The sequence below is a fragment of the Citrobacter sp. Cu233 genome (assembly GCF_030332225.1).
GTDB lineage: Bacteria > Pseudomonadota > Gammaproteobacteria > Enterobacterales > Enterobacteriaceae > Citrobacter.
In genome coordinates, this window is sequence record NZ_JAOWIF010000033.1 from 91,673 (window position 1) to 114,739 (window position 23,067).

The 23,067-nt window shown below is 52.1% G+C and carries 18 protein-coding genes and 2 tRNA genes; 17 read left to right on the plus strand and 3 right to left on the minus strand.

Features of this window, described 5'->3' with window-relative positions; genetic code table 11:
* Positions 1–58: 58 nt before the first annotated feature.
* The 3 genes from ftsH (at position 59) to glmM (ending at position 4,268) form a co-directional block, all read left to right on the plus strand.
* On the plus strand, positions 59–1,990 hold the full coding sequence (gene ftsH / locus OGX95_RS10605) for an ATP-dependent zinc metalloprotease FtsH (protein ID WP_271440744.1): 1,932 nt from the start codon (positions 59–61) through the stop codon (positions 1,988–1,990).
* Positions 1,991–2,089: 99 nt separating this feature from the next.
* A complete protein-coding gene (gene folP, locus OGX95_RS10610) occupies positions 2,090–2,938 on the plus strand; it encodes a dihydropteroate synthase (RefSeq protein WP_048213410.1) in 849 nt (282 codons plus the stop codon).
* Positions 2,931–4,268, plus strand: coding sequence for a phosphoglucosamine mutase (gene glmM, locus OGX95_RS10615; protein ID WP_101741911.1), 1,338 nt, complete (start codon positions 2,931–2,933; stop codon positions 4,266–4,268). Before folP ends, glmM begins: the two co-directional genes overlap by 8 nt.
* A gap of 49 nt (positions 4,269–4,317) precedes the next feature.
* Here the strand turns inward: glmM and dcuC are convergent, their stop codons facing one another.
* Entirely contained in the window at positions 4,318–5,784 is a 1,467-nt protein-coding gene (dcuC, locus tag OGX95_RS10620) for a C4-dicarboxylate transporter DcuC (protein WP_286629387.1), read from the minus strand.
* Positions 5,785–5,794: 10 nt separating this feature from the next.
* Positions 5,795–6,928 (minus strand): beta-aspartyl-peptidase, encoded by a 1,134-nt coding sequence (iadA, locus tag OGX95_RS10625; protein ID WP_286629388.1) that lies wholly within the window; start codon positions 6,926–6,928, stop codon positions 5,795–5,797.
* Between the two features lie 148 nt (positions 6,929–7,076).
* Here iadA and OGX95_RS10630 point away from each other — a divergent pair, with 148 nt between their 5' ends.
* From OGX95_RS10630 to OGX95_RS10640, 3 genes are all read left to right on the plus strand, one after another.
* Positions 7,077–7,970: a LysR family transcriptional regulator gene (locus tag OGX95_RS10630; protein WP_286629389.1), complete on the plus strand. Its 894-nt coding sequence runs from the start codon at positions 7,077–7,079 to the stop codon at positions 7,968–7,970.
* A gap of 168 nt (positions 7,971–8,138) precedes the next feature.
* Entirely contained in the window at positions 8,139–8,471 is a 333-nt protein-coding gene (gene secG / locus OGX95_RS10635) for a preprotein translocase subunit SecG (RefSeq protein WP_006687886.1), read from the plus strand.
* Positions 8,472–8,484: 13 nt separating this feature from the next.
* Positions 8,485–8,571 (plus strand) — tRNA-Leu (locus tag OGX95_RS10640).
* A gap of 207 nt (positions 8,572–8,778) precedes the next feature.
* On the opposite strand, the gene argG is transcribed toward OGX95_RS10640, so the two are convergent.
* On the minus strand, positions 8,779–10,122 hold the full coding sequence (gene argG, locus OGX95_RS10645) for an argininosuccinate synthase (protein WP_005131837.1): 1,344 nt from the start codon (positions 10,120–10,122) through the stop codon (positions 8,779–8,781).
* Positions 10,123–10,456: 334 nt separating this feature from the next.
* On the opposite strand from argG, the gene OGX95_RS10650 reads away from it, so the two are divergent.
* The 11 genes from OGX95_RS10650 (at position 10,457) to OGX95_RS10700 (ending at position 23,021) form a co-directional block, all read left to right on the plus strand.
* Positions 10,457–10,533: transfer RNA gene (locus tag OGX95_RS10650), tRNA-Met, on the plus strand.
* Positions 10,534–10,740: 207 nt separating this feature from the next.
* On the plus strand, positions 10,741–11,193 hold the full coding sequence (gene rimP, locus OGX95_RS10655) for a ribosome maturation factor RimP (protein ID WP_003024996.1): 453 nt from the start codon (positions 10,741–10,743) through the stop codon (positions 11,191–11,193).
* A gap of 28 nt (positions 11,194–11,221) precedes the next feature.
* The gene (gene nusA / locus OGX95_RS10660; RefSeq protein ID WP_260861734.1) at positions 11,222–12,709 is read left to right on the plus strand and encodes a transcription termination factor NusA; all 1,488 of its coding nucleotides are present in this window, start codon (positions 11,222–11,224) and stop codon (positions 12,707–12,709) included.
* A gap of 24 nt (positions 12,710–12,733) precedes the next feature.
* Positions 12,734–15,424, plus strand: coding sequence for a translation initiation factor IF-2 (infB, locus tag OGX95_RS10665; protein WP_286629390.1), 2,691 nt, complete (start codon positions 12,734–12,736; stop codon positions 15,422–15,424).
* A gap of 220 nt (positions 15,425–15,644) precedes the next feature.
* Positions 15,645–16,049, plus strand: coding sequence for a 30S ribosome-binding factor RbfA (gene rbfA / locus OGX95_RS10670; protein ID WP_003024988.1), 405 nt, complete (start codon positions 15,645–15,647; stop codon positions 16,047–16,049).
* Entirely contained in the window at positions 16,049–16,993 is a 945-nt protein-coding gene (gene truB / locus OGX95_RS10675) for a tRNA pseudouridine(55) synthase TruB (protein ID WP_286629391.1), read from the plus strand. The genes rbfA and truB overlap by 1 nt, the downstream gene beginning before the upstream one ends.
* Before the next feature lie 273 nt (positions 16,994–17,266).
* Complete coding sequence (gene rpsO, locus OGX95_RS10680; RefSeq protein ID WP_000059465.1) at positions 17,267–17,536, plus strand: 30S ribosomal protein S15; 270 nt, start codon at positions 17,267–17,269, stop codon at positions 17,534–17,536.
* A gap of 248 nt (positions 17,537–17,784) precedes the next feature.
* Positions 17,785–19,920 carry a polyribonucleotide nucleotidyltransferase gene (gene pnp / locus OGX95_RS10685; protein ID WP_286629392.1) on the plus strand — a complete coding sequence of 712 codons (2,136 nt, stop codon included), beginning with the start codon at positions 17,785–17,787 and terminating at the stop codon, positions 19,918–19,920.
* A gap of 109 nt (positions 19,921–20,029) precedes the next feature.
* A complete protein-coding gene (gene nlpI / locus OGX95_RS10690; RefSeq protein ID WP_003024982.1) occupies positions 20,030–20,914 on the plus strand; it encodes a lipoprotein NlpI in 885 nt (294 codons plus the stop codon).
* Positions 20,915–21,019: 105 nt separating this feature from the next.
* Positions 21,020–21,100: a protein YrbN gene (gene yrbN, locus OGX95_RS10695; RefSeq protein WP_010723222.1), complete on the plus strand. Its 81-nt coding sequence runs from the start codon at positions 21,020–21,022 to the stop codon at positions 21,098–21,100.
* Positions 21,093–23,021 (plus strand): DEAD/DEAH family ATP-dependent RNA helicase, encoded by a 1,929-nt coding sequence (locus tag OGX95_RS10700; protein ID WP_286629393.1) that lies wholly within the window; start codon positions 21,093–21,095, stop codon positions 23,019–23,021. Before yrbN ends, OGX95_RS10700 begins: the two co-directional genes overlap by 8 nt.
* Positions 23,022–23,067 lie beyond the last annotated feature (46 nt).

The following is a 23,067-nucleotide window of genomic DNA, read 5'->3' on the forward strand; positions in this document are numbered from 1 at the left end:
GAGTATCCTGACGCTGTTTTTAACACAGTTGTAATATGAGGTTAATCCCTTGAGTGACATGGCGAAAAACCTAATACTCTGGCTGGTCATTGCCGTTGTGCTGATGTCAGTATTCCAGAGCTTTGGGCCCAGCGAGTCTAATGGCCGTAAGGTTGATTACTCTACCTTCCTGCAAGAGGTCAATCAGGACCAGGTTCGTGAAGCGCGTATCAACGGACGTGAGATTAACGTTACCAAGAAAGATAGTAACCGTTACACGACCTACATTCCGGTTAACGATCCGAAGCTGCTTGATAACCTGCTGACTAAAAACGTCAAGGTTGTTGGCGAGCCGCCTGAAGAGCCGAGCCTGCTGGCTTCTATCTTCATTTCCTGGTTCCCAATGCTGCTGCTGATTGGTGTCTGGATCTTCTTCATGCGTCAGATGCAGGGCGGTGGTGGCAAAGGTGCCATGTCGTTCGGTAAGAGCAAAGCGCGCATGTTGACCGAGGATCAGATCAAAACCACTTTTGCTGATGTCGCTGGTTGTGACGAAGCGAAAGAGGAGGTCGCTGAACTGGTTGAATACCTGCGCGAACCGAGCCGTTTCCAGAAGCTGGGCGGTAAGATCCCGAAAGGCGTCCTGATGGTCGGTCCTCCGGGGACAGGTAAAACCCTGCTGGCAAAAGCCATCGCGGGTGAAGCGAAGGTTCCATTCTTCACAATTTCCGGTTCTGATTTCGTGGAAATGTTCGTCGGTGTGGGCGCATCTCGTGTGCGTGACATGTTCGAACAAGCCAAGAAAGCGGCACCGTGCATCATCTTCATCGATGAAATCGACGCCGTAGGTCGCCAGCGTGGCGCGGGTCTGGGTGGCGGTCACGATGAACGTGAACAGACGCTGAACCAGATGCTGGTTGAGATGGATGGCTTCGAAGGTAACGAAGGTATTATCGTTATCGCGGCAACTAACCGTCCGGACGTTCTTGACCCTGCGCTGCTGCGCCCTGGCCGTTTTGACCGTCAGGTTGTGGTGGGGCTGCCAGACGTTCGCGGTCGTGAACAGATTCTGAAAGTGCATATGCGTCGCGTACCGCTGTCTCCGGATATCGATGCGGCAATTATTGCTCGTGGTACGCCTGGTTTCTCCGGTGCGGACCTGGCGAACCTGGTGAACGAAGCGGCACTGTTTGCAGCGCGTGGTAACAAGCGTGTTGTATCGATGGTTGAGTTCGAGAAAGCGAAAGACAAAATCATGATGGGTGCGGAACGTCGCTCCATGGTGATGACGGAAGCGCAGAAAGAATCTACCGCGTACCATGAAGCTGGCCATGCAATCATCGGCCGTCTGGTACCTGAACACGATCCGGTGCATAAAGTGACGATTATCCCGCGCGGTCGTGCGCTGGGTGTCACCTTCTTCCTGCCTGAAGGCGACGCAATTAGCGCCAGCCGTCAGAAACTGGAAAGTCAGATCTCCACGCTGTACGGTGGTCGTCTGGCGGAAGAGATCATCTACGGTGCTGAACATGTTTCTACAGGTGCGTCGAACGACATTAAAGTCGCGACGAACCTGGCGCGTAACATGGTCACTCAGTGGGGCTTCTCTGACAAACTGGGGCCGTTGCTGTACGCGGAAGAAGAAGGCGAAGTGTTCCTGGGACGTTCTGTTGCTAAAGCAAAACATATGTCCGATGAAACCGCGCGTATTATCGATCAGGAAGTGAAATCACTGATTGAGCGCAACTATGACCGTGCTCGCCGTCTGCTGAACGATAACATGGACATCCTGCACTCAATGAAAGATGCGCTCATGAAATATGAGACCATCGATGCACCGCAGATTGATGATCTGATGGCTCGTCGCGAAGTGCGCCCGCCAGCGGGTTGGGAAGAGTCTGGTTCATCTAACAACTCTGGCAACAATGGCACCCCGAGTGCGCCGCGTCCGGCTGAAGAGCCGCGTACGCCGAACCCGGGCAACATGTCAGAGCAGTTAGGCGACAAATAAGTTATCGTCATCTGATGACCATGTTTTAATTGAAAACCCTGGGGCTTGCTCCGGGGTTTTTCTTATCTGTTCATTAAAGATTTTACCAGGGATAACACTATGAAACTCTTTGCTCAGGGATCTTCGCTGGATCTCAGCCATCCCCACGTCATGGGGATTTTAAACGTCACACCAGACTCTTTTTCTGATGGTGGAGCGCACAACTCCCTGGTTGAGGCGGTAAAACACGCAAATCTGATGATTAACGCAGGGGCGACTATCATTGATGTGGGTGGTGAGTCTACGCGACCGGGAGCGGCGGATGTTAGCGTGGAAGAAGAACTGCAGCGTGTGATCCCGGTTGTTGAGGCAATCGCTCAACGTTTTGAAGTGTGGATTTCGGTAGATACTTCAAAACCAGAGGTCATTCGTGAGTGCGCCAGAGTGGGGGCGCATATCATTAACGATATACGTTCGCTCTCTGAGCCGGGCGCGCTGGAAGCTGCGGCAGAAACTGGGTTGCCGGTTTGCCTGATGCATATGCAGGGACAGCCGAAAACTATGCAGGAAGCGCCGAAGTATGAGGATGTATTTGCTGAGGTAAATCGTTACTTTGTTGAGCAAATAGCACGTTGTGAACGGGCCGGAATCACAAAAGATAAATTGCTACTCGACCCAGGATTCGGATTCGGTAAAAATCTTACTCACAACTACACATTGCTGGCACGTCTGGCGGAGTTTCATCATTTTAATCTGCCGCTGCTGGTAGGGATGTCACGAAAATCAATGGTTGGCCAATTGCTCAATGTGGGTCCATCTGAGCGTTTGAGCGGCAGCCTTGCATGTGCGGTCATTGCTGCAATGCAGGGAGCGCAGATTATTCGTGTCCATGACGTCAAAGAAACCGTAGAAGCGATGCGTGTGGTGGAAGCCACATTGTCTGCAAAGGAAAACAAACGCTATGAGTAATCGTAAATATTTTGGCACCGATGGGATTCGTGGCCGTGTAGGCGACGCTCCAATCACCCCTGACTTTGTGCTCAAGCTGGGTTGGGCGGCAGGAAAAGTGCTGGCACGTCATGGTTCACGCAAAATCATTATCGGCAAAGATACGCGTATTTCTGGTTATATGCTGGAATCTGCGCTGGAAGCGGGTCTGGCCGCCGCGGGTCTGTCTGCCTCTTTCACCGGACCAATGCCAACACCTGCTGTTGCGTATCTGACACGAGCATTCCGTGCTGAAGCCGGGATTGTTATCTCCGCTTCGCACAACCCATTTTATGACAACGGGATTAAATTCTTCTCCATCGACGGAACCAAACTGCCGGATGCAGTTGAAGAAGCGATTGAAGCGGAGATGGAAAAAGCAATCACCTGCGTGGATTCGGCCGAGCTGGGTAAAGCCAGCCGTATTGTCGATGCTGCCGGTCGCTATATTGAGTTTTGCAAAGGAACATTTCCGAATGAGCTGAGCCTGAACGAGCTTAAAATTGTGGTGGACTGCGCTAACGGCGCAACGTACCACATTGCGCCAAATGTACTGCGCGAACTGGGTGCTAACGTCATTGCCATTGGCTGTGAACCGAATGGTGTAAACATCAATGAAGAAGTTGGCGCGACCGATGTTCGTGCGCTGCAGGCGCGCGTAATCGCGGAAAAAGCCGATCTGGGTATTGCGCTGGACGGTGACGGCGACCGCGTTATTATGGTTGACCACGAAGGTAATAAAGTCGACGGTGACCAGATCATGTACATCATCGCGCGTGAAGCGCTGCGCCAGGGGCAACTGCGCGGTGGTGCGGTGGGTACACTGATGAGCAACATGGGGCTGGAGCTGGCGCTAAAACAACTGGGTATTCCGTTTGCCCGTGCGAAAGTGGGCGACCGCTACGTACTGGAAAAAATGCAGGAAAAAGGCTGGCGTATCGGTGCGGAAAACTCAGGTCATGTGATTCTGCTGGATAAAACGACTACGGGTGACGGTATTGTGGCGGGTCTGCAGGTACTGGCTGCGATGGTGCGTAACCATATGAGTCTGCACGATCTGTGCAGCGGCATGAAAATGTTCCCGCAATTGCTGGTTAACGTACGTTACACCGCCGGTAGCGGCGATCCGCTGGAGCATGAAAGCGTGAAAGCGGTGATGGCAGAGGTTGAAGCGGCACTGGGTAACCGTGGACGCGTACTGCTGCGTAAGTCGGGCACTGAGCCATTAATCCGTGTGATGGTTGAAGGTGAAGACGAAGCACAGGTTACGGAGTTTGCGCACCGCATTGCGGATGCAGTGAAAGCCGTTTAACCCTATCCATAAGTGTAAAAGCCGGAGTCTCTCAGACTCCGGCTTTTTTTTACTGTACTGCAAGCGGCTGTTTACGCCGACGCTGCCAGAAGTAGCCACCGATCATCAATAGGACGAGGACGGCCAGCCACGGGAGAACCGCCAACAAGTGCCCTGATCGGGCGAATGTCAGTGTAATCATCAGCAACCATCCTCCCAGCATCGGAATTGCGGTGCGTTTAACGATATCCACCGGTGATACACCTGCGATCCCGGCGATGGCGATAATCACGCCGGCAATAGGTGACAACGTCCGCCCAATACCCGCTGAGATCTGAATCGGCAGCATCATAACCGCCACGTCGCTGCCGATATGGCGGCTGATATCCGGCACCATCGGGGCGAAGGAGAAAAAGGCTGCATTCCCGGAGCCCATCAACGCTGAAATCGCAAAGGTGATTAACGTCATCAGTAAGATTATGGACGCTGCGCTGAGGCCAAATTCTCCTGAGAGTGACAGCAGCGCATCAACCGCGCCAATTGCTTTCAGACCGGCGGAGAAAACTTCACCGGCGATAATCAGCGTGACTACCGTGGCAAACACACTGCCCATACTGTCGAAAACTTTTTGTACGCCAGCCATCACTTCGCGAGCTTTACGATGGCGGCAATATTCGCAAATCAAAGTAATGGACAGGCTTATCAGTACGGCGGTATCCAGCGTAATTTTGAGTGAGCTGAACAGCAAATCACTGCACGCCAGCATTAAAACCAGCGGTAACATTGGCAGGAACAGCCAGGCTACCGGCGCTTCGGTTTCTTCGGTTGAGGTTAATGTCTGCATTTGCTGCGCTGTATTGTCACCGCTCTCCCGGCGATCGAAAAAGCGTTGTACAACGATATGAAGCAGAGCGATGAAAAGAATAACCGGAACGACAATCGGTAACTGATCCTGAACAAAATAGTTAACTACCTCGATACCTGCCGTTTTGGCGGCGAGAACCGAGTTCCCGGAGCCTGGGCCAAACTCAACCGCGCAGGTACTGGCGATAACGGCGGCAACGGCGGCACGGCTACAGCCAAGACGGGTCAGCAGCGGGTACAGTGTTGCCATCAACAGCAGACCCAGCCCGGTGGCGCTACTGATAAACAGCGACAGGAATTGACCCAGCAACAGCGCCAGCCCTAGCAGTAGATAAGGGGAGTTCAGACGTTGCAAGGGGCGGGATGTGACGCGCACCAGCACCTGACTTGCGCCAATAGCCGACATATAGGTGGCAAAGCCACCTATCAGCATGATTTGTAGCCCGAGACCGCCGAGACGCACGCTCAGGGTATCGCGAATAAACTCAAAGGCGTCAAATGGGCCAAATCCGGTGCTTTTTTTTACCAGGCTACTGAGAGTGGCCATCCCGCTAAAATGCGCGATAAGCAGTAGTACGATCCCGGTTAACAGCAACACCGACTGAGGGTGATACTTTTTCAGGATCAGACGCCCGGCAAAAATAATGGCGACCAGCGCCAGTAATAATGACATTCTCAACTCCTCACTCAAAGTTGCCGGTGACCAGACACTCACCATCACGCAGTAACGGCTTGCCGGCGGCAAACAAGTGGGCCAGTGAGAGGTCATCATTGAGCACGCAAATATCAGCACGTTCTCCTGCGCAAAGTACGCCGCCAGAAATACCCAGTGAGCGGGCGACGTTCGCCGTCAACATCGCGATCGCCTGAGACACTGGAATACCGACATCAATCAGGCGAGGTAACAGGTTGAGGTTGCCACCTACCGGTGCGGCGCTTAGTCCTTCTACGATGCCTTGCGCATTAAAGCGCGGCACGCTGCCATTACCGTCAGAGCTAATGGTGATGCGATCTGCAGGAACCTGTGATTCCAGCGCGTGGAGAATCGCTTGTTCCTGGGGCATAAATCGGCTGCCGCCAGATGTCACGTCGATATGGCCACCGCGATGTGCGAAAGCGATAGCCTGTTCGAACAATGCTTCTGTCCTCGCAACATGCGTCGGCGAAATGTGGTGAATGGGAATACCGGCATCACACAATTCCATAAGCTGTGACATCCCTTCCGGCAGATTGCCCAGGTGCACATGCAGCAGCCCTTTTTTTCCGGCCAGCAGTGAGGATACGCGGATGTCACTGATTATTCTTAATAACTCCTGGAAAGAGGGATAGGAGCCACGGTGGTCGGCGAGGGCGATTTTGACACCCAGGATTGCCGGGATAAAGGCCATATCATCGCGAATGGACCGCGTAATTGTCGGGCTGGGTACCGCGTAGGCTCCGGTATGCATATACGCACGCAGACCCTCCAGATTGAGAGACTGCATTTTGGCGTAAAGATCTTTTGGTGAGCGGGATATCGCATCAGTGCCCAGCACGCCGACGACCGTCGTAATACCGGCCTGAATCAAATCGCGCAGTTTGACGGCTGGTGTCCGGCTGGCAAAGCCGGCTTCACCGCCGCCGCCGGTAAGATGGACATGCTGATCGATAATTCCGGGAATTACCCACTTACCGCGGCAATCGATGACTTCTTTGACGCCATCAAAGAGTGCAATATCTTTTTCAACAGCCACAATGCGATCGGCATGTATAAGCAGGGAACAGAGGCCTAAATCCTCTGGGGAAAATACGCGGGCATTGGTCAGTAAAGTAAACATATCGGTCCTGTCAAACGTCAAGGGTGAGAGTCGGCAGGTGAAACGGAATATTGTTGTTATGATGTCCACATTAAAGCCATTACTATAACTGTGACTATTGCCGATTTGTTATCGGTGGATACGGTTACGGCATGATGGGGAATGAGACGTGGATTCGAAGTGGTTAGAAGATTTTCTGGCGTTGAGTCAGTATGGGAATTACTCCCAGGCAGCAATACAGCGGCATATCACCCAACCCGCGCTAAGCCGACGTATAAAGGCACTGGAGGAAATGTTGGGGGTCCCGCTGTTTGACCGCACCACGACGCCCGTTACGCTAACCTGTTATGGCGAACGTTTTGAACCTTATGCCCGGCAAGTCCTCAGTACACTCACGGAGGCGCGCCATGACCTGTGTGCGATGATGCCAGCGACGGACAATACGTTGGTGATGGTGAGTCTGCATACGCTGTCAGTCAATATCCTGCCTGATATGATCAACTATCTGCGCCAGAGTGAACCGCAATTAAACTTCACGGTAAATGCCAGCATTCAGGGGATTGATAATCACTTTAATGCCCTGATAAACCGGCAAATTGATATGCTGGTGACTTACGATTTGCCCTCGTCACAACCGGGGCTGGAGATTGCCGGAGGGCTGAAACGTTCTTTATGGCGATATGAGCGTTTTATCCCAGTGATTTCTGCGCAACTCGCGGACAGACTGGATGATCCGCATACCCCGATCCCCTGGCTATGCTACAGCGACTATACCTTTGTCAGACGTATTATTGATCCGGCAGAACAACGAGTGCGCCCACGGTTGAAAAAAGTGTTTGAGACTGGGCTAAGCGAAACAATACGAGAAATGGTACTGCGCCATATGGGAATGGCGTGGTTACCCGAATCCATGGTGGCTGAGGAGTTGGTGAATCAGGAAATAATTCACTGTTGGCCAGAAAATTCGGATCTGGTTTGTGAAATCCCTATTGTTGTTTGGGCAAACCTTGACGATCAGCGGTCAGTAATGCAGAGATGCTGGGATAAGTTGCTGCGTTTTTGATTGATGTGGCGATTTTTTCCGCACTTGATACAATGCTAACAAATTGCCCTTGCGAAGGTTATTCGCTTTGGTTAGTATTCACACCCGCTTCAGTGGGAAACAGTTGAAATTCCCGCTTTATTGGTCGAAGCATTGGTACGCGGCAACTCCGCAAGGAACAGGTTGATTATGCACGAAGCTCTTTTGGTAGTTTTCCTTATTGTAGCAATTGGCCTTGTTGGCTTGATCATGCTGCAGCAAGGTAAAGGCGCTGATATGGGAGCCTCTTTTGGCGCAGGCGCTTCTGGTACACTGTTTGGTTCAAGTGGTTCTGGTAACTTCATGACCCGTATGACAGCTGTGTTAGGGACTCTGTTCTTCATTATCAGTCTGGTGCTGGGTAACATGAACAGCAATAAGACCAATAAAGGAAGTGAGTGGGAAAATCTGAGTGCACCGGCGAAAACCGAGCAAACTCAGCCAGCTGCTCCGGCTCAGCCGACCAGCGATATCCCGCATTAATAGTTGTATCTGTGCTGAGGTGGTGGAATTGGTAGACACGCTACCTTGAGGTGGTAGTGCCCTAACGGGCTTGTGGGTTCGAGTCCCATCCTCAGTACCAATATTCCAAAGAAAAGACGCTGCAAAGCGTCTTTTTTTTTGTCTGTAATTTGTGGTGACTCCGTAGGCCTGGTAAGCGTAGCGTCATCAGGCGATGTAATAATGTCGGGTGGTGGTGTAAACACCTTATCCGACCTACAGGCAACAGAGTATCCCTATATTCTGCGCATAAAAAAGGCCGCTTTCGCGGCCTTAAGATGGTGAATATTTACTTCGCTTTGTTTTCCAGATTCTCAACCTGTGGCAGACCGGTTGCGGAAGAGGCGGTCAACAGACCAGACTGCGCATAGCCGAACAGCTTCTCACGAGTGTCGGTAATATCCAGGTTACGCATGGTCAACTGACCGATACGATCGTCTGGTGAGAATACGGAATCACCTTTCTCCATGGTCAAACGTTCTGGTTTGTAGGTCAGGTTGTCAGACACGGTGTTAAGGATTGAATAGTCGTTACCGCGGCGCAGTTCCAGCGTAACTTCACCGGTAATCTGGCTGGCTACCCAACGTTGCAGGCCATCACGCAGCATCAGCGCCTGTGAGTCAAACCAGCGCCCCTGATACAGCAGACGACCGAGCTGGCGACCGTGAGCGTGATATTGCTCAATGGTGTCTTCGTTATGAATACCGGTCAGCAGACGTTCGTAGGCGATATGCAGCAGTGCCATCCCCGGGGCTTCATAGATACCGCGGCTTTTTGCTTCAATGATACGGTTTTCAATCTGGTCGCTCATACCCAGACCATGACGACCGCCGATACGGTTGGCTTCCAGCATCATCTCAACATCGTCACTGAAGGTCTTACCGTTCAGCGCAACCGGATGACCCTGTTCAAAACGCACGGTCACTTCTTCAGCCGGGATCTTCACGCTCTCATCCCAGAACTTCACGCCCATAATCGGGTTAACGATTTTGACGCTGGAGTTCAGGAATTCCAGATCTTTTGCTTCGTGAGTCGCGCCGAGCATATTGGAGTCGGTGGAATACGCTTTTTCGACAGACATCTTGTAGTCGAAGCCGCAGGCGATCATAAATTCGGACATCTCATGGCGACCACCGAGTTCGTCGATAAAATCGGTATCCAGCCAGGGTTTATAAATCTGTAGTTCGGCGTTGGTCAGCAGACCATAACGATAGAAACGTTCAATATCGTTGCCTTTATAGGTACTACCGTCACCCCAGATATTTACGCCATCTTCTTTCATGGCGGCAACCAGCATGGTGCCTGTCACTGCGCGTCCCAGCGGGGTGGTATTGAAATAGGTCAGTCCGCCGGTGGTGTTATGGAACGCACCGCACTGAATGGCAGCGATCCCTTCGGCAACCAACTGCTTGCGGCAATCAACCAGGCGAGCATTCTCAGCACCATATTCCATTGCACGGCGAGGAATGGCGTCATAGTCATCCTCATCCGGCTGGCCCAAATTCGCAGTATATGCATATGGGACAGCCCCTTTTTGTCGCATCCACAGCAGTGCTGCACTGGTGTCCAGGCCGCCGGAAAAAGCGATACCAATACGTTGACCTACCGGGAGATGCTTGAGAATCGTCGTCATAAAATAAAACCCTGCTTGATAGACTGGTGAAGAGGTCGGTTTTTTATGTTAAGTGCATTTTTATGCAAAATAAATGAGTTTTCATTTAATCATCTTTTAAGGGTGACAGGAAGAGTTTAGTGATAATTTCGTTAAATAACGGCGTGGGCGGCATATTTATCTTGCTGGGCTAGCGCTGGGCAGCATTCATTCATTTGCATACTAGTAACAAGGTTGACATAACGTATAGAGGATCAATATACTGTGCGCAGATTTTACGTCCCGTCCTCGGTACCAAATCCCAGCAGTATTTGCATTTTTTACCCAAAACGAGTAAAATTTGCCACGTTTCAGGCGCGGGGTGGAGCAGCCTGGTAGCTCGTCGGGCTCATAACCCGAAGGTCGTCGGTTCAAATCCGGCCCCCGCAACCACTTTCCCTTAGAGTTCTTTTTCAAATATACTGTGAAGACTTAGGCCTTCGTAGCTGGATTTGAAAAAAATTCTTTCGGAAGGTTCTCCGAACCGCAGGTGCGGTTATAGGGTTCAGTTATCTAAAGCCCCGATTTATCGGGGTTTTTTGTTATCTGACTACAGAATAACTGGGCTTTAGGCCCTTTTTTTATGTCTTGGGGGTGGGCTTGTCCACATTAGAGCAAAAATTAACAGAGATGATTACAGCGCCAGTTGAAGCCTTGGGGTACGAGCTGGTCGGCATCGAATTTATTCGCGGTCGCACATCCACACTGCGCATCTATATTGATAGTGAAGATGGCATCAATGTTGATGATTGTGCTGATGTGAGCCATCAGGTAAGCGCGGTGATGGATGTCGAAGACCCAATCACTGTTGCCTACAACCTGGAAGTCTCCTCTCCGGGTCTCGACCGTCCTCTGTTCACGGCTGAACACTACGTGCGTTTCCTGGGTGAAGAAGTCACGCTGGTTCTTCGTATGGCGGTACAAAACCGTCGTAAATGGCAGGGCGTTATCAAAGCGGTGGACGGTGAGATGATCACGGTCACAGTCGAAGGTAAAGATGAAGTGTTCGCGCTGAGTAATATCCAGAAGGCGAACCTGGTTCCCCACTTTTAACAGTCTGGATTGAGGTGAAAAGCCCGCGATGAACAAAGAAATTTTGGCTGTTGTTGAAGCCGTATCCAACGAGAAAGCGCTGCCACGCGAGAAAATTTTTGAAGCGCTGGAAAGTGCGCTGGCTACAGCAACAAAGAAAAAATATGAACAAGAGATCGATGTCCGCGTAGAGATCGATCGTAAAAGCGGTGATTTCGATACCTTCCGTCGTTGGGTTATCGTAGAAGAAGTCACGCAGCCAACGAAAGAAATTACGCTGGAAGCGGCGCGCTTTGAAGACGAAAGTCTGAACGTGGGCGAATACGTTGAAGATCAGATCGAATCTGTCACCTTTGACCGTATCACTACTCAGACCGCGAAACAGGTTATCGTACAGAAAGTACGTGAAGCTGAACGTGCGATGGTTGTCGATCAATTCCGTGAACACGAAGGCGAAATCGTCACTGGTGTGGTGAAGAAAGTCAACCGTGACAACATTTCCCTGGATCTGGGCAGTAATGCTGAAGCTGTGATCCTGCGTGAAGACATGCTGCCGCGTGAAAACTTCCGTCCTGGCGACCGTATTCGTGGTGTTCTGTACTCTGTGCGCCCGGAAGCGCGTGGTGCGCAGCTGTTTGTGACGCGTTCCAAGCCGGAAATGCTGATCGAACTGTTCCGCATTGAAGTGCCAGAAATTGGCGAAGAAGTGATTGAAATTAAAGCGGCGGCTCGCGATCCGGGTTCTCGTGCGAAAATCGCAGTTAAGACCAACGATAAGCGTATCGATCCGGTCGGTGCCTGTGTTGGTATGCGCGGTGCGCGTGTTCAGGCAGTTTCTACCGAACTGGGCGGCGAGCGTATTGATATTGTCCTGTGGGATGATAATCCGGCGCAGTTCGTGATCAACGCAATGGCGCCAGCAGACGTCGCTTCTATCGTGGTGGATGAAGACAAACACACCATGGATATTGCGGTTGAAGCCGGTAACCTGGCTCAGGCGATTGGACGTAATGGTCAGAACGTCCGCCTGGCTTCACAACTGAGTGGTTGGGAACTCAACGTCATGACCGTTGATGATCTGCAGGCTAAGCATCAGGCTGAAGCACATGCGGCCATCGATACCTTCACTAAATATCTCGATATCGATGAAGATTTCGCGACTGTTTTGGTTGAAGAAGGTTTTGCGACGCTGGAAGAACTGGCCTACGTGCCAATGAAAGAACTGCTGGAAATTGACGGCCTTGATGAACAGACCGTTGAAGCGCTGCGCGAGCGTGCTAAAAACGCACTGACCACTCTGGCACTGGCCCAGGAAGAAAGCCTCGGTGATAACAAACCGGCTGACGATCTGCTGAATCTGGAAGGATTGGATCGTGATATGGCTTTCAAACTGGCTGCCCGTGGTGTTTGTACGCTGGAAGATCTCGCTGAACAGGGCATTGATGATCTGGCTGATATCGAAGGGTTGACCGACGAGAAAGCCGGTGAGCTGATTATGGCTGCCCGTAATATTTGCTGGTTCGGCGACGAAGCGTAATAAACTGTAGCAGGAAGGAACAGTATGACAGATGTAACCGTAAAAACGCTGGCTGCAGAGATACAGACCTCCGTGGATCGCCTGGTACAGCAATTTGCTGATGCAGGTATCCCTAAGTCTGCTGATGACTCTGTGTCCGCACAAGAGAAACAAACCTTGCTGGCGCACCTGAACCGTGAAAATGGCTCAGCGCCGGATAAGTTGACATTGCAGCGTAAAACGCGCAGTACTCTCAATATTCCAGGTACCGGTGGAAAAAGTAAATCGGTACAAATCGAAGTCCGCAAGACACGCACCTTTGTGAAACGCGATCCGCAAGAGGCTGAACGCCTTGCCGCGGAAGAGCAGGCGCAGCGTGAAGCGGAAGAGCAAGCCCGTCGTGAGGCAGAAGAAGCTGCCAAACGCGAGGCGCAACAAAAAGCCGAACGTGAGGCCGCAGAACAAGCTAAACGTGAAGCCGCTGATAAAGCGAAACGTGAAGCTGCGGAAAAAGACAAAGTGAGCAATCAACAGACCGACGATATGACAAAAACCGCCCAGGCCGAAAAAGCCCGCCGTGAAAACGAAGCCGCAGAACTGAAGCGTAAAGCGGAAGAAGAAGCACGTCGTAAGCTTGAAGAAGAAGCGCGCCGTGTGGCTGAAGAAGCCCGTCGTATGGCAGAAGAAAACGAGAAGAATGGTGTGAATAACGCTGAACCTGTTGAAGATACCAGCGATTATCACGTTACCACTTCTCAGCACGCTCGCCAGGCAGAAGACGAAAACGATCGTGAAGTTGAAGGCGGTCGTGGTCGTACTCGCAGTGCGAAAGCTGCGCGTCCGGCGAAGAAAGGCAATAAACACGCCGAATCTAAAGCTGACCGTGAAGAAGCGCGTGCAGCGGTTCGTGGCGGCAAAGGCGGTAAACAGCGTAAAGGTTCCGCGCTGCAGCAGGGCTTCCAGAAGCCGGCTCAGGCCGTTAACCGTGACGTTGTGATCGGCGAAACCATCACCGTTGGCGATCTGGCGAACAAGATGGCAGTTAAAGGCTCTCAGGTCATCAAAGCGATGATGAAACTGGGTGCAATGGCAACCATCAACCAGGTTATCGACCAGGAAACCGCACAGCTGGTTGCCGAAGAGATGGGTCACAAAGTTATCCTGCGTCGTGAAAACGAACTGGAAGAAGCGGTAATGAGCGACCGTGACACTGGTGCGGCGGCTGAACCGCGTGCACCTGTTGTGACCATCATGGGCCACGTTGACCATGGTAAAACGTCTTTGCTGGATTACATTCGTTCTACGAAAGTGGCTTCAGGCGAAGCGGGTGGCATTACCCAGCACATCGGTGCGTATCATGTTGAAACCGGTAACGGTATGATCACCTTCCTGGATACCCCGGGGCACGCCGCATTTACCTCCATGCGTGCTCGTGGTGCTCAGGCAACGGATATCGTGGTTCTGGTTGTTGCTGCAGACGACGGCGTGATGCCGCAGACCATCGAAGCTATCCAGCACGCGAAAGCGGCAGGTGTGCCAGTAGTGGTTGCAGTGAACAAAATCGATAAACCAGAAGCAGACCCAGATCGCGTTAAAAATGAACTGTCCCAGTATGGCATCATGCCGGAAGAGTGGGGCGGCGAGAGCCAGTTCGTTCATGTTTCTGCAAAAGCCGGTACCGGTATTGACGAGCTGCTGGATGCTATCCTGCTGCAGGCCGAGGTTCTGGAGCTGAAAGCAGTACGTAAAGGTATGGCGAGCGGTGCGGTTATCGAATCCTTCCTGGATAAAGGACGTGGCCCGGTTGCTACCGTCTTGGTTCGCGAGGGTACCCTGAACAAAGGCGATATCGTACTGTGTGGCTTCGAATACGGTCGCGTTCGTGCGATGCGTAACGAACTGGGTCAGGAAGTGCTGGAAGCAGGTCCGTCCATTCCGGTGGAAATCCTCGGTCTGTCCGGTGTTCCGGCTGCAGGTGATGAAGTGACCGTCGTTCGTGACGAGAAGAAAGCACGTGAAGTTGCGCTGTATCGTCAGGGCAAATTCCGTGAAGTTAAACTGGCTCGTCAGCAGAAATCTAAACTCGAGAACATGTTTGCTAACATGACCGAAGGCGAAGTTCACGAAGTGAACATCGTACTGAAGGCTGACGTTCAGGGTTCTGTAGAAGCGATCTCCGACTCTTTACTGAAACTGTCTACCGACGAAGTCAAAGTGAAGATCATCGGTTCTGGCGTGGGTGGTATCACTGAAACCGACGCTACGCTGGCTGCGGCATCCAACGCGATTCTGGTTGGCTTCAACGTCCGTGCTGATGCTTCTGCACGTAAAGTGATTGAATCCGAAAGCCTGGATCTGCGTTACTACTCCGTCATCTACCATCTGATCGACGAAGTGAAAGCAGCGATGAGCGGCATGCTGTCTCCGGAACTGAAACAGCAGATCATCGGTCTGGCTGAAGTCCGTGATGTGTTCAAATCACCGAAATTCGGCGCCATCGCAGGTTGTATGGTTACCGAGGGTACGATTAAACGTCACAACCCAATCCGCGTTCTGCGCGACAACGTGGTTATCTATGAAGGCGAGCTGGAATCCCTGCGCCGCTTCAAAGATGACGTTAACGAAGTCCGTAACGGTATGGAATGTGGTATCGGCGTTAAGAACTACAACGACGTTCGCGTTGGCGATATGATCGAAGTATTCGAGATTATTGAGATCAAACGTACCATCGCATAATCTTCGTCGTCTTTTGGGCCGCAACGGCGTTGGCTGCGCTCGCTCACCCCGGTCACATAGTTATCTATGCTCCCGGGGATTTACGAGCTTGCCACCTTGTTGCTACCCCAAATCCTTAGAAGATGATTAGGCGTAGGCCGGGTAAGCGAAGCGCCACCCGGCAAGAAATTTAAAAAGGGGCTTATGGCCCCTTTTTTGTCTTTATTCTGGAGAATTTATTATGGCGAAAGAATTTGGTCGCCCACAGCGTGTAGCGCAAGAGATGCAGAAAGAGATCGCGCTCATCCTGCAACGCGAAATCAAAGATCCTCGAGTCGGTATGATGACTACCGTGTCCGGCGTTGAGATGTCTCGTGACCTGGCATATGCCAAAGTGTTCGTGACGTTCCTGAACGACCAGGACGAAGCGGCCGTGAAAAATGGTATTAAGGCACTACAGGAAGCTTCTGGCTTCATCCGCTCTCTGCTGGGGAAAGCGATGCGCCTGCGTATCGTGCCTGAGCTGACCTTCTTCTACGACAACTCGCTGGTCGAAGGGATGCGTATGTCCAACCTGGTGACCAGCGTGGTGAAGCATGACGATGAGCGTCGTGTGAACCCTGCGGACGACAGCAAGGAGGACTGATGAGTCGTCCTCGTCGTCGTGGTCGCGACATTCATGGTGTTTTGCTGCTGGATAAACCTCAGGGCATGTCCAGCAATGACGTACTGCAAAAAGTAAAGCGCATCTACAATGCCAACCGTGCCGGTCATACTGGCGCGTTGGATCCGCTGGCGACAGGCATGCTGCCTGTCTGCCTCGGTGAAGCAACGAAATTTTCACAGTATCTGCTGGACTCTGACAAACGTTATCGTGTGATTGCCCGCCTGGGCCAGCGTACGGATACCTCTGATGCTGATGGGCAAATCGTGCAGGAACGTCCGGTGACCTTTACTGAGGAACAGCTTGCGAGTGCGCTAGAGACTTTCCGCGGCGATATTGAGCAAATTCCATCGATGTACTCGGCGCTGAAATATCAGGGCAAGAAGCTGTACGAATATGCTCGTCAGGGCATCGAGGTACCGCGTGAAGCGCGCCCAATTACCGTTTATGAACTGCTGTTTATTCGCCACGAAGGGAATGAACTGGAGCTGGAAGTTCACTGCTCCAAAGGTACCTATATTCGTACTATTATTGACGATCTGGGTGAGAAGCTGGGATGCGGTGCACATGTAACGTATCTGCGCCGTCTGACGGTCAGCAAATACCCGGTTGACCGTATGGTCACGCTGGAACATTTGCGTGAGCTGGTAGAACAAGCTGAACAACAGAACATTCCGTCAGCGCAGTTGCTTGATCCTTTGCTGATGCCAATGGACAGTCCGGCATCGGATTATCCGGTGGTTAATCTGCCTTTAACATCGTCGGTTTACTTTAAAAATGGTAATCCTGTTCGTACGACAGGCGCTCCACTGGAAGGGCTGGTGCGTGTGACAGAAGGCGATGACGGTAAATTTATCGGCATGGGGGAAATGGATGACGAAGGTCGGGTTGCCCCCCGTCGACTGGTGGTTGAGTATCCTGCATAGCGCTCTCTGTCTTGCGATAAGAAGGCGCTGCGAGTAGAATACTGCCGCTTAACGTCGCGTTAATTATTTAACAGTTCGCGCGGCGTATACACAAAATCATTCGGGCTGCATCAAGGCGGCAAGTCTGAGAATCCTCAGGAGCTTACTTAGGTAAGTGACTGAGGTGAGCGGACGCAGCCAACGCAGAGTCAGTTTGAAGGATAAAGTGTATACACTGGGATAGCTGAATTAGAGATCGGCATCCTTTCATTCTTAATACTTTGGAGTTTTAAAATGTCTCTAAGTACTGAAGCTACAGCTAAAATCGTTTCTGAGTTCGGTCGTGATGCAAACGACACCGGTTCTACCGATGTTCAGGTTGCTCTGTTGACTGCACAGATTAACCACCTGCAGGGCCACTTTGCAGAGCACAAAAAAGATCACCACAGCCGTCGTGGTCTGCTGCGCATGGTTTCTCAGCGTCGTAAACTGCTCGACTACCTGAAACGTAAAGATGTTGCACGCTACACCGCGCTGATCGAGCGTCTGGGTCTGCGTCGCTAATTCTTTCGAGTTTCAGAAAGAGGGGGCCTTCATGGCCCCTTTTTTCCAGCAGATGGCAGCAATTCGCTGGAAACTAATGTATTGTTGCTATGAATGATCTTCCGTTGCAGAGGTTCGCGCGGCTAATGAGAGGCTTTACCCAATACGCATGGGTTAGGGTTGTCATTAGTCGCGAGGATGCGCAGAAGGTCGGGTATTAACGATGGCGCATAAATGTGCCGTCAAAAAAATAGAGAAAGGATATTATTTTGCTTAATCCGATCGTTCGTAAATTCCAGTACGGTCAGCATACCGTTACGCTGGAAACCGGCATGATGGCGCGTCAGGCGACTGCCGCTGTTATGGTTAGCATGGATGACACTGCGGTATTCGTTACCGTTGTTGGCCAGAAAAAAGCGAAACCAGGCCAGGACTTTTTCCCGCTGACCGTTAACTATCAGGAGCGTACCTACGCTGCTGGTCGTATCCCTGGTAGCTTCTTCCGTCGTGAAGGCCGTCCAAGCGAAGGCGAAACCCTGATTGCGCGTCTGATTGACCGCCCGGTTCGTCCGCTGTTCCCGGAAGGCTTCGTTAACGAAGTTCAGGTTATCGCAACCGTCGTTTCCGTTAACCCACAGGTTAACCCGGATATCGTGGCGATGATTGGTGCATCCGCTGCGCTGTCTCTGTCTGGTATTCCGTTCAACGGCCCGATTGGTGCTGCGCGTGTTGGTTATATCAATGACCAGTATGTACTGAACCCGACTCAGGACGAGCTGAAAGAAAGTAAACTGGATCTGGTTGTTGCCGGTACCGAAGCTGCCGTATTGATGGTTGAATCTGAAGCTGAACTGCTGAGCGAAGACCAGATGCTGGGTGCTGTGGTATTCGGTCACGAACAGCAGCAGGTTGTTATCCAGGCGATCAACGAGCTGGCTAAAGAAGCGGGCAAACCACGTTGGGACTGGCAGCCAGAAGCGGTTAACGAAGCGCTGAACGCGCGTGTTGCTGCACTGGCAGAAGCGCGCCTGAGCGATGCTTACCGTATCACTGACAAACAAGAGCGTTATGCTCAGGTTGACGTGATCAAATCTGAAACCATCGCGCAGCTTACTGCAGAAGATGAAACCCTGGACGCTAACGAGCTGGGTGAAATCCTGCACGCTATCGAGAAAAACGTTGTTCGTAGCCGCGTACTGGCCGGTGAGCCGCGTATTGATGGCCGCGAAAAAGACATGATCCGTGGTCTGGACGTGCGTACTGGCGTTCTGCCGCGTACTCACGGTTCCGCACTGTTCACCCGTGGTGAAACTCAGGCGCTGGTTACCGCAACGCTGGGTACTACCCGTGATGCACAGAACCTCGACGAACTGATGGGCGAGCGTACCGACAACTTCCTGTTCCACTACAACTTCCCTCCGTACTGTGTAGGTGAAACCGGTATGGTCGGTTCTCCGAAGCGTCGTGAAATTGGTCACGGCCGTCTGGCGAAGCGTGGCGTACTGGCAGTGATGCCGGAACTGGATAAATTCCCGTACACCGTTCGTGTTGTTTCTGAAATTACTGAATCTAACGGTTCTTCTTCCATGGCTTCCGTATGTGGTGCTTCCCTGGCACTGATGGACGCAGGCGTGCCGATCAAAGCGGCTGTTGCGGGTATTGCGATGGGTCTGGTGAAGGAAGGGGACAACTTTGTTGTTCTGTCTGACATCCTGGGCGACGAAGACCACCTCGGCGATATGGACTTCAAAGTGGCGGGTTCCCGCGACGGTATCTCTGCACTGCAGATGGATATCAAAATTGAAGGTATCACCAAAGAGATCATGCAGGTTGCTTTGAACCAGGCTAAAGGTGCACGTCTGCACATCCTGGGTGTGATGGAACAGGCGATCAACGCGCCGCGCGGCGATATCTCTGAATTTGCTCCGCGTATCCATACCATCAAGATCAGCCCGGACAAGATCAAAGACGTTATCGGTAAAGGCGGTTCTGTTATCCGTGCCCTGACCGAAGAAACCGGCACCACCATTGAAATCGAAGATGATGGTACTGTGAAGATTGCTGCGACTGACGGCGAGAAAGCGAAATATGCTATTCGTCGCATCGAAGAAATCACCGCTGAAATCGAAGTAGGTCGTATCTACAACGGTAAAGTGACCCGTATCGTTGACTTTGGCGCATTCGTTGCCATCGGTGGCGGTAAAGAAGGTCTGGTGCACATCTCTCAGATCGCTGACAAGCGCGTTGAGAAAGTGACCGATTACCTGCAGATGGGCCAGGAAGTTCCGGTCAAAGTTCTGGAAGTTGATCGCCAGGGCCGTGTACGTTTAAGCATTAAAGAAGCAACTGAGCAGTCTCAGCCTGCAGGCGAACCGGAAGCTCCGGTAAGCCAACAAGGCGAGTAAGGTTGCCATTGCCCTCCGTGAAAGCGGAGGGCTTTTAACCCGGCAGGACGCCTTGTTAGCAACCGGGGAACCTGGACGTTCATTCAATCGTTGTCTTCGGGAGTGGGAAATGAAGCCTTTTTTGCGCTGGTGTTTCGTTGCGACAGCACTCACGCTGGCTGGATGCAGTAATTCCGCCTGGCGTAAGAGTGAAGTCCTCGCAGTACCACTGCAACCGACTTTGCAGCAGGAAGTGATTCTGGCACGTATGGAACAAATTCTTGCCAGTCGGGCTTTAACCGATGACGAACGCGCACAGCTTTTATATGAGCGCGGAGTGTTGTATGATAGTCTCGGTCTGAGGGCACTGGCGCGAAATGATTTTTCACAAGCGCTGGCTATCCGACCAGATATGCCTGAAGTATTCAATTACTTAGGTATATATTTAACGCAGGCAGGCAATTTTGATGCTGCCTATGAAGCGTTTGATTCTGTACTTGAGCTTGATCCAACTTACAACTACGCGCACTTGAATCGCGGTATCGCATTGTATTACGGCGGTCGTGACAAGTTAGCGCAAGATGATCTGCTGGCGTTTTATCAAGACGATCCCAATGATCCTTTCCGCAGTCTGTGGCTTTATCTCGCCGAGCAGAAGCTCGATGAGAAGCAGGCTAAAGAAGCGTTAAAGCAACGTTTCGAAAAATCGGATAAAGAGCAATGGGGATGGAACATTGTCGAGTTCTACCTGGGCAACATTAGCGAAGCAACGCTGATGGAACGCCTGAAGGCGGACGCAACGGATAACACCTCGCTCGCTGAGCATCTCAGTGAAACCAACTTCTATTTAGGTAAGTACTACCTAAGTCTGGGGGATTTGGACAACGCTACGGCATTGTTCAAACTGGCGGTGGCTAACAACGTTCATAACTTTGTTGAGCACCGATACGCATTGTTGGAATTATCGCTCCTGGGCCAGGACCAAGATGACCTGGCAGAATCGGACCAGCAATAGCTGACGTACACATCAGCCCGTAATCTTTTTGATTGCCATCACCTTCACGGGTGAGGGCGTTGTTGTTCGTTAATACACCTACTTTGAGCCGGTTCACACTTTTCAATGAAAATTGCAGATCAATTTCATGATGAGTTATGTAGACTGGCCGCCATTAATTTTGAGGCACACGTACTACATGGCTGAATTCGAAACCACTTTTGCAGATCTGGGCCTGAAGGCTCCTATCCTTGAAGCCCTTAACGATCTGGGTTACGAAAAACCATCTCCAATCCAGGCAGAGTGCATTCCGCATCTGCTGGGCGGTCGCGATGTTCTGGGTATGGCCCAGACAGGTAGCGGCAAAACTGCAGCGTTTTCCTTACCGCTGCTCAACAATCTTGATCCTGAGCTGAAGGCACCTCAGATTCTGGTGCTGGCACCGACCCGCGAACTGGCGGTTCAGGTTGCAGAAGCCATGACGGAATTTTCTAAACATATGCGCGGCGTGAACGTGGTTGCCCTGTACGGCGGACAGCGTTATGACGTGCAATTACGTGCCCTGCGTCAGGGACCACAGATCGTCGTCGGTACGCCGGGCCGTCTGCTGGATCACCTGAAGCGCGGTACTCTGGACCTCTCCAAACTGAGCGGTCTGGTGCTGGACGAAGCTGATGAAATGCTGCGTATGGGCTTCATCGAAGACGTCGAAACGATTATGGCGCAGATCCCGGAAGGTCATCAGACTGCTCTGTTCTCTGCTACCATGCCGGAAGCGATTCGTCGTATTACCCGCCGCTTTATGAAAGAGCCGCAGGAAGTCCGTATTCAGTCCAGCGTTACCACGCGTCCTGACATCAGCCAGAGCTACTGGACTGTCTGGGGCATGCGCAAAAATGAAGCGCTGGTGCGTTTCCTGGAAGCAGAAGATTTTGATGCGGCGATTATCTTCGTTCGTACCAAAAACGCGACCCTGGAAGTGGCAGAAGCGTTGGAACGTAGCGGCTATAGCAGCGCTGCACTGAACGGCGACATGAACCAGTCCCTGCGTGAGCAGACTCTGGAGCGTCTGAAAGATGGCCGTCTGGATATTCTGATCGCAACCGACGTTGCGGCCCGTGGCCTGGACGTTGAACGTATCAGCCTGGTTGTTAACTACGACATCCCGATGGACTCTGAGTCTTACGTTCACCGTATCGGTCGTACCGGTCGTGCGGGTCGTGCTGGCCGTGCGCTGCTGTTCGTTGAGAACCGCGAGCGCCGTCTGCTGCGTAACATCGAACGCACCATGAAGCTGACCATTCCGGAAGTCGAACTGCCGAATGCAGACCTGCTGGGCAAACGCCGTCTGGAAAAATTCGCCGCGAAAGTACAGCAGCAGCTGGAAAGCAGCGATCTGGATCAGTACCGCGCTCTGCTGGCGAAAATGCAGCCGGAAGAAGAGCTGGATATCGAAACACTGGCTGCAGCACTGCTGAAAATGGCTCAGGGCGAACGTCCGTTGATCCTGCCGCCAGATGCGCCGATGCGTCCGAAACGCGAATTCCGCGACCGTGATGACCGTGGTCCGCGTGACCGCAACGATCGTGGCCCGCGTGACCGCAATGACCGTGGTGGTGAAGACCGTCCGCGTCGTGAACGTCGTGACGTTGGCGATATGCAGCTGTATCGTATTGAAGTGGGTCGTGATGACGGTGTTGAAGTACGTCATATCGTTGGCGCGATTGCTAACGAAGGTGATATCAGCAGCCGTTATATCGGTAACATCAAGCTGTTTGCTTCCCACTCCACCATCGAACTGCCGAAAGGTATGCCGGGTGACGTGCTGCAACACTTTACTCGTACCCGCATCCTGAACAAGCCGATGAACATGCAGCTGGTTGGCGATGCAGTACCGCACACCGGTGGTGAGCGTCGTGGCGGTGGCCGTTTCAGCGGTGAGCGTCGTGAAGGCGGTCGTGGTGAAGGTCGTGGCTTTAGCGGCGAACGTCGTGAAGGCGGTCGTGGCGATGGTCGTCGTTTCAGCGGCGAACGTCGTGAAGGCAACCGTGGTCCACGTCGTGACGATTCTTCTGCTCCGCGTCGTGATGACTCCGCGGGTCGTCGTCGTTTCGGTGGTGATGCGTAATTCTCGCTAATCTTCGGTTTCATACCGTAAAGTAAAATATACAGCC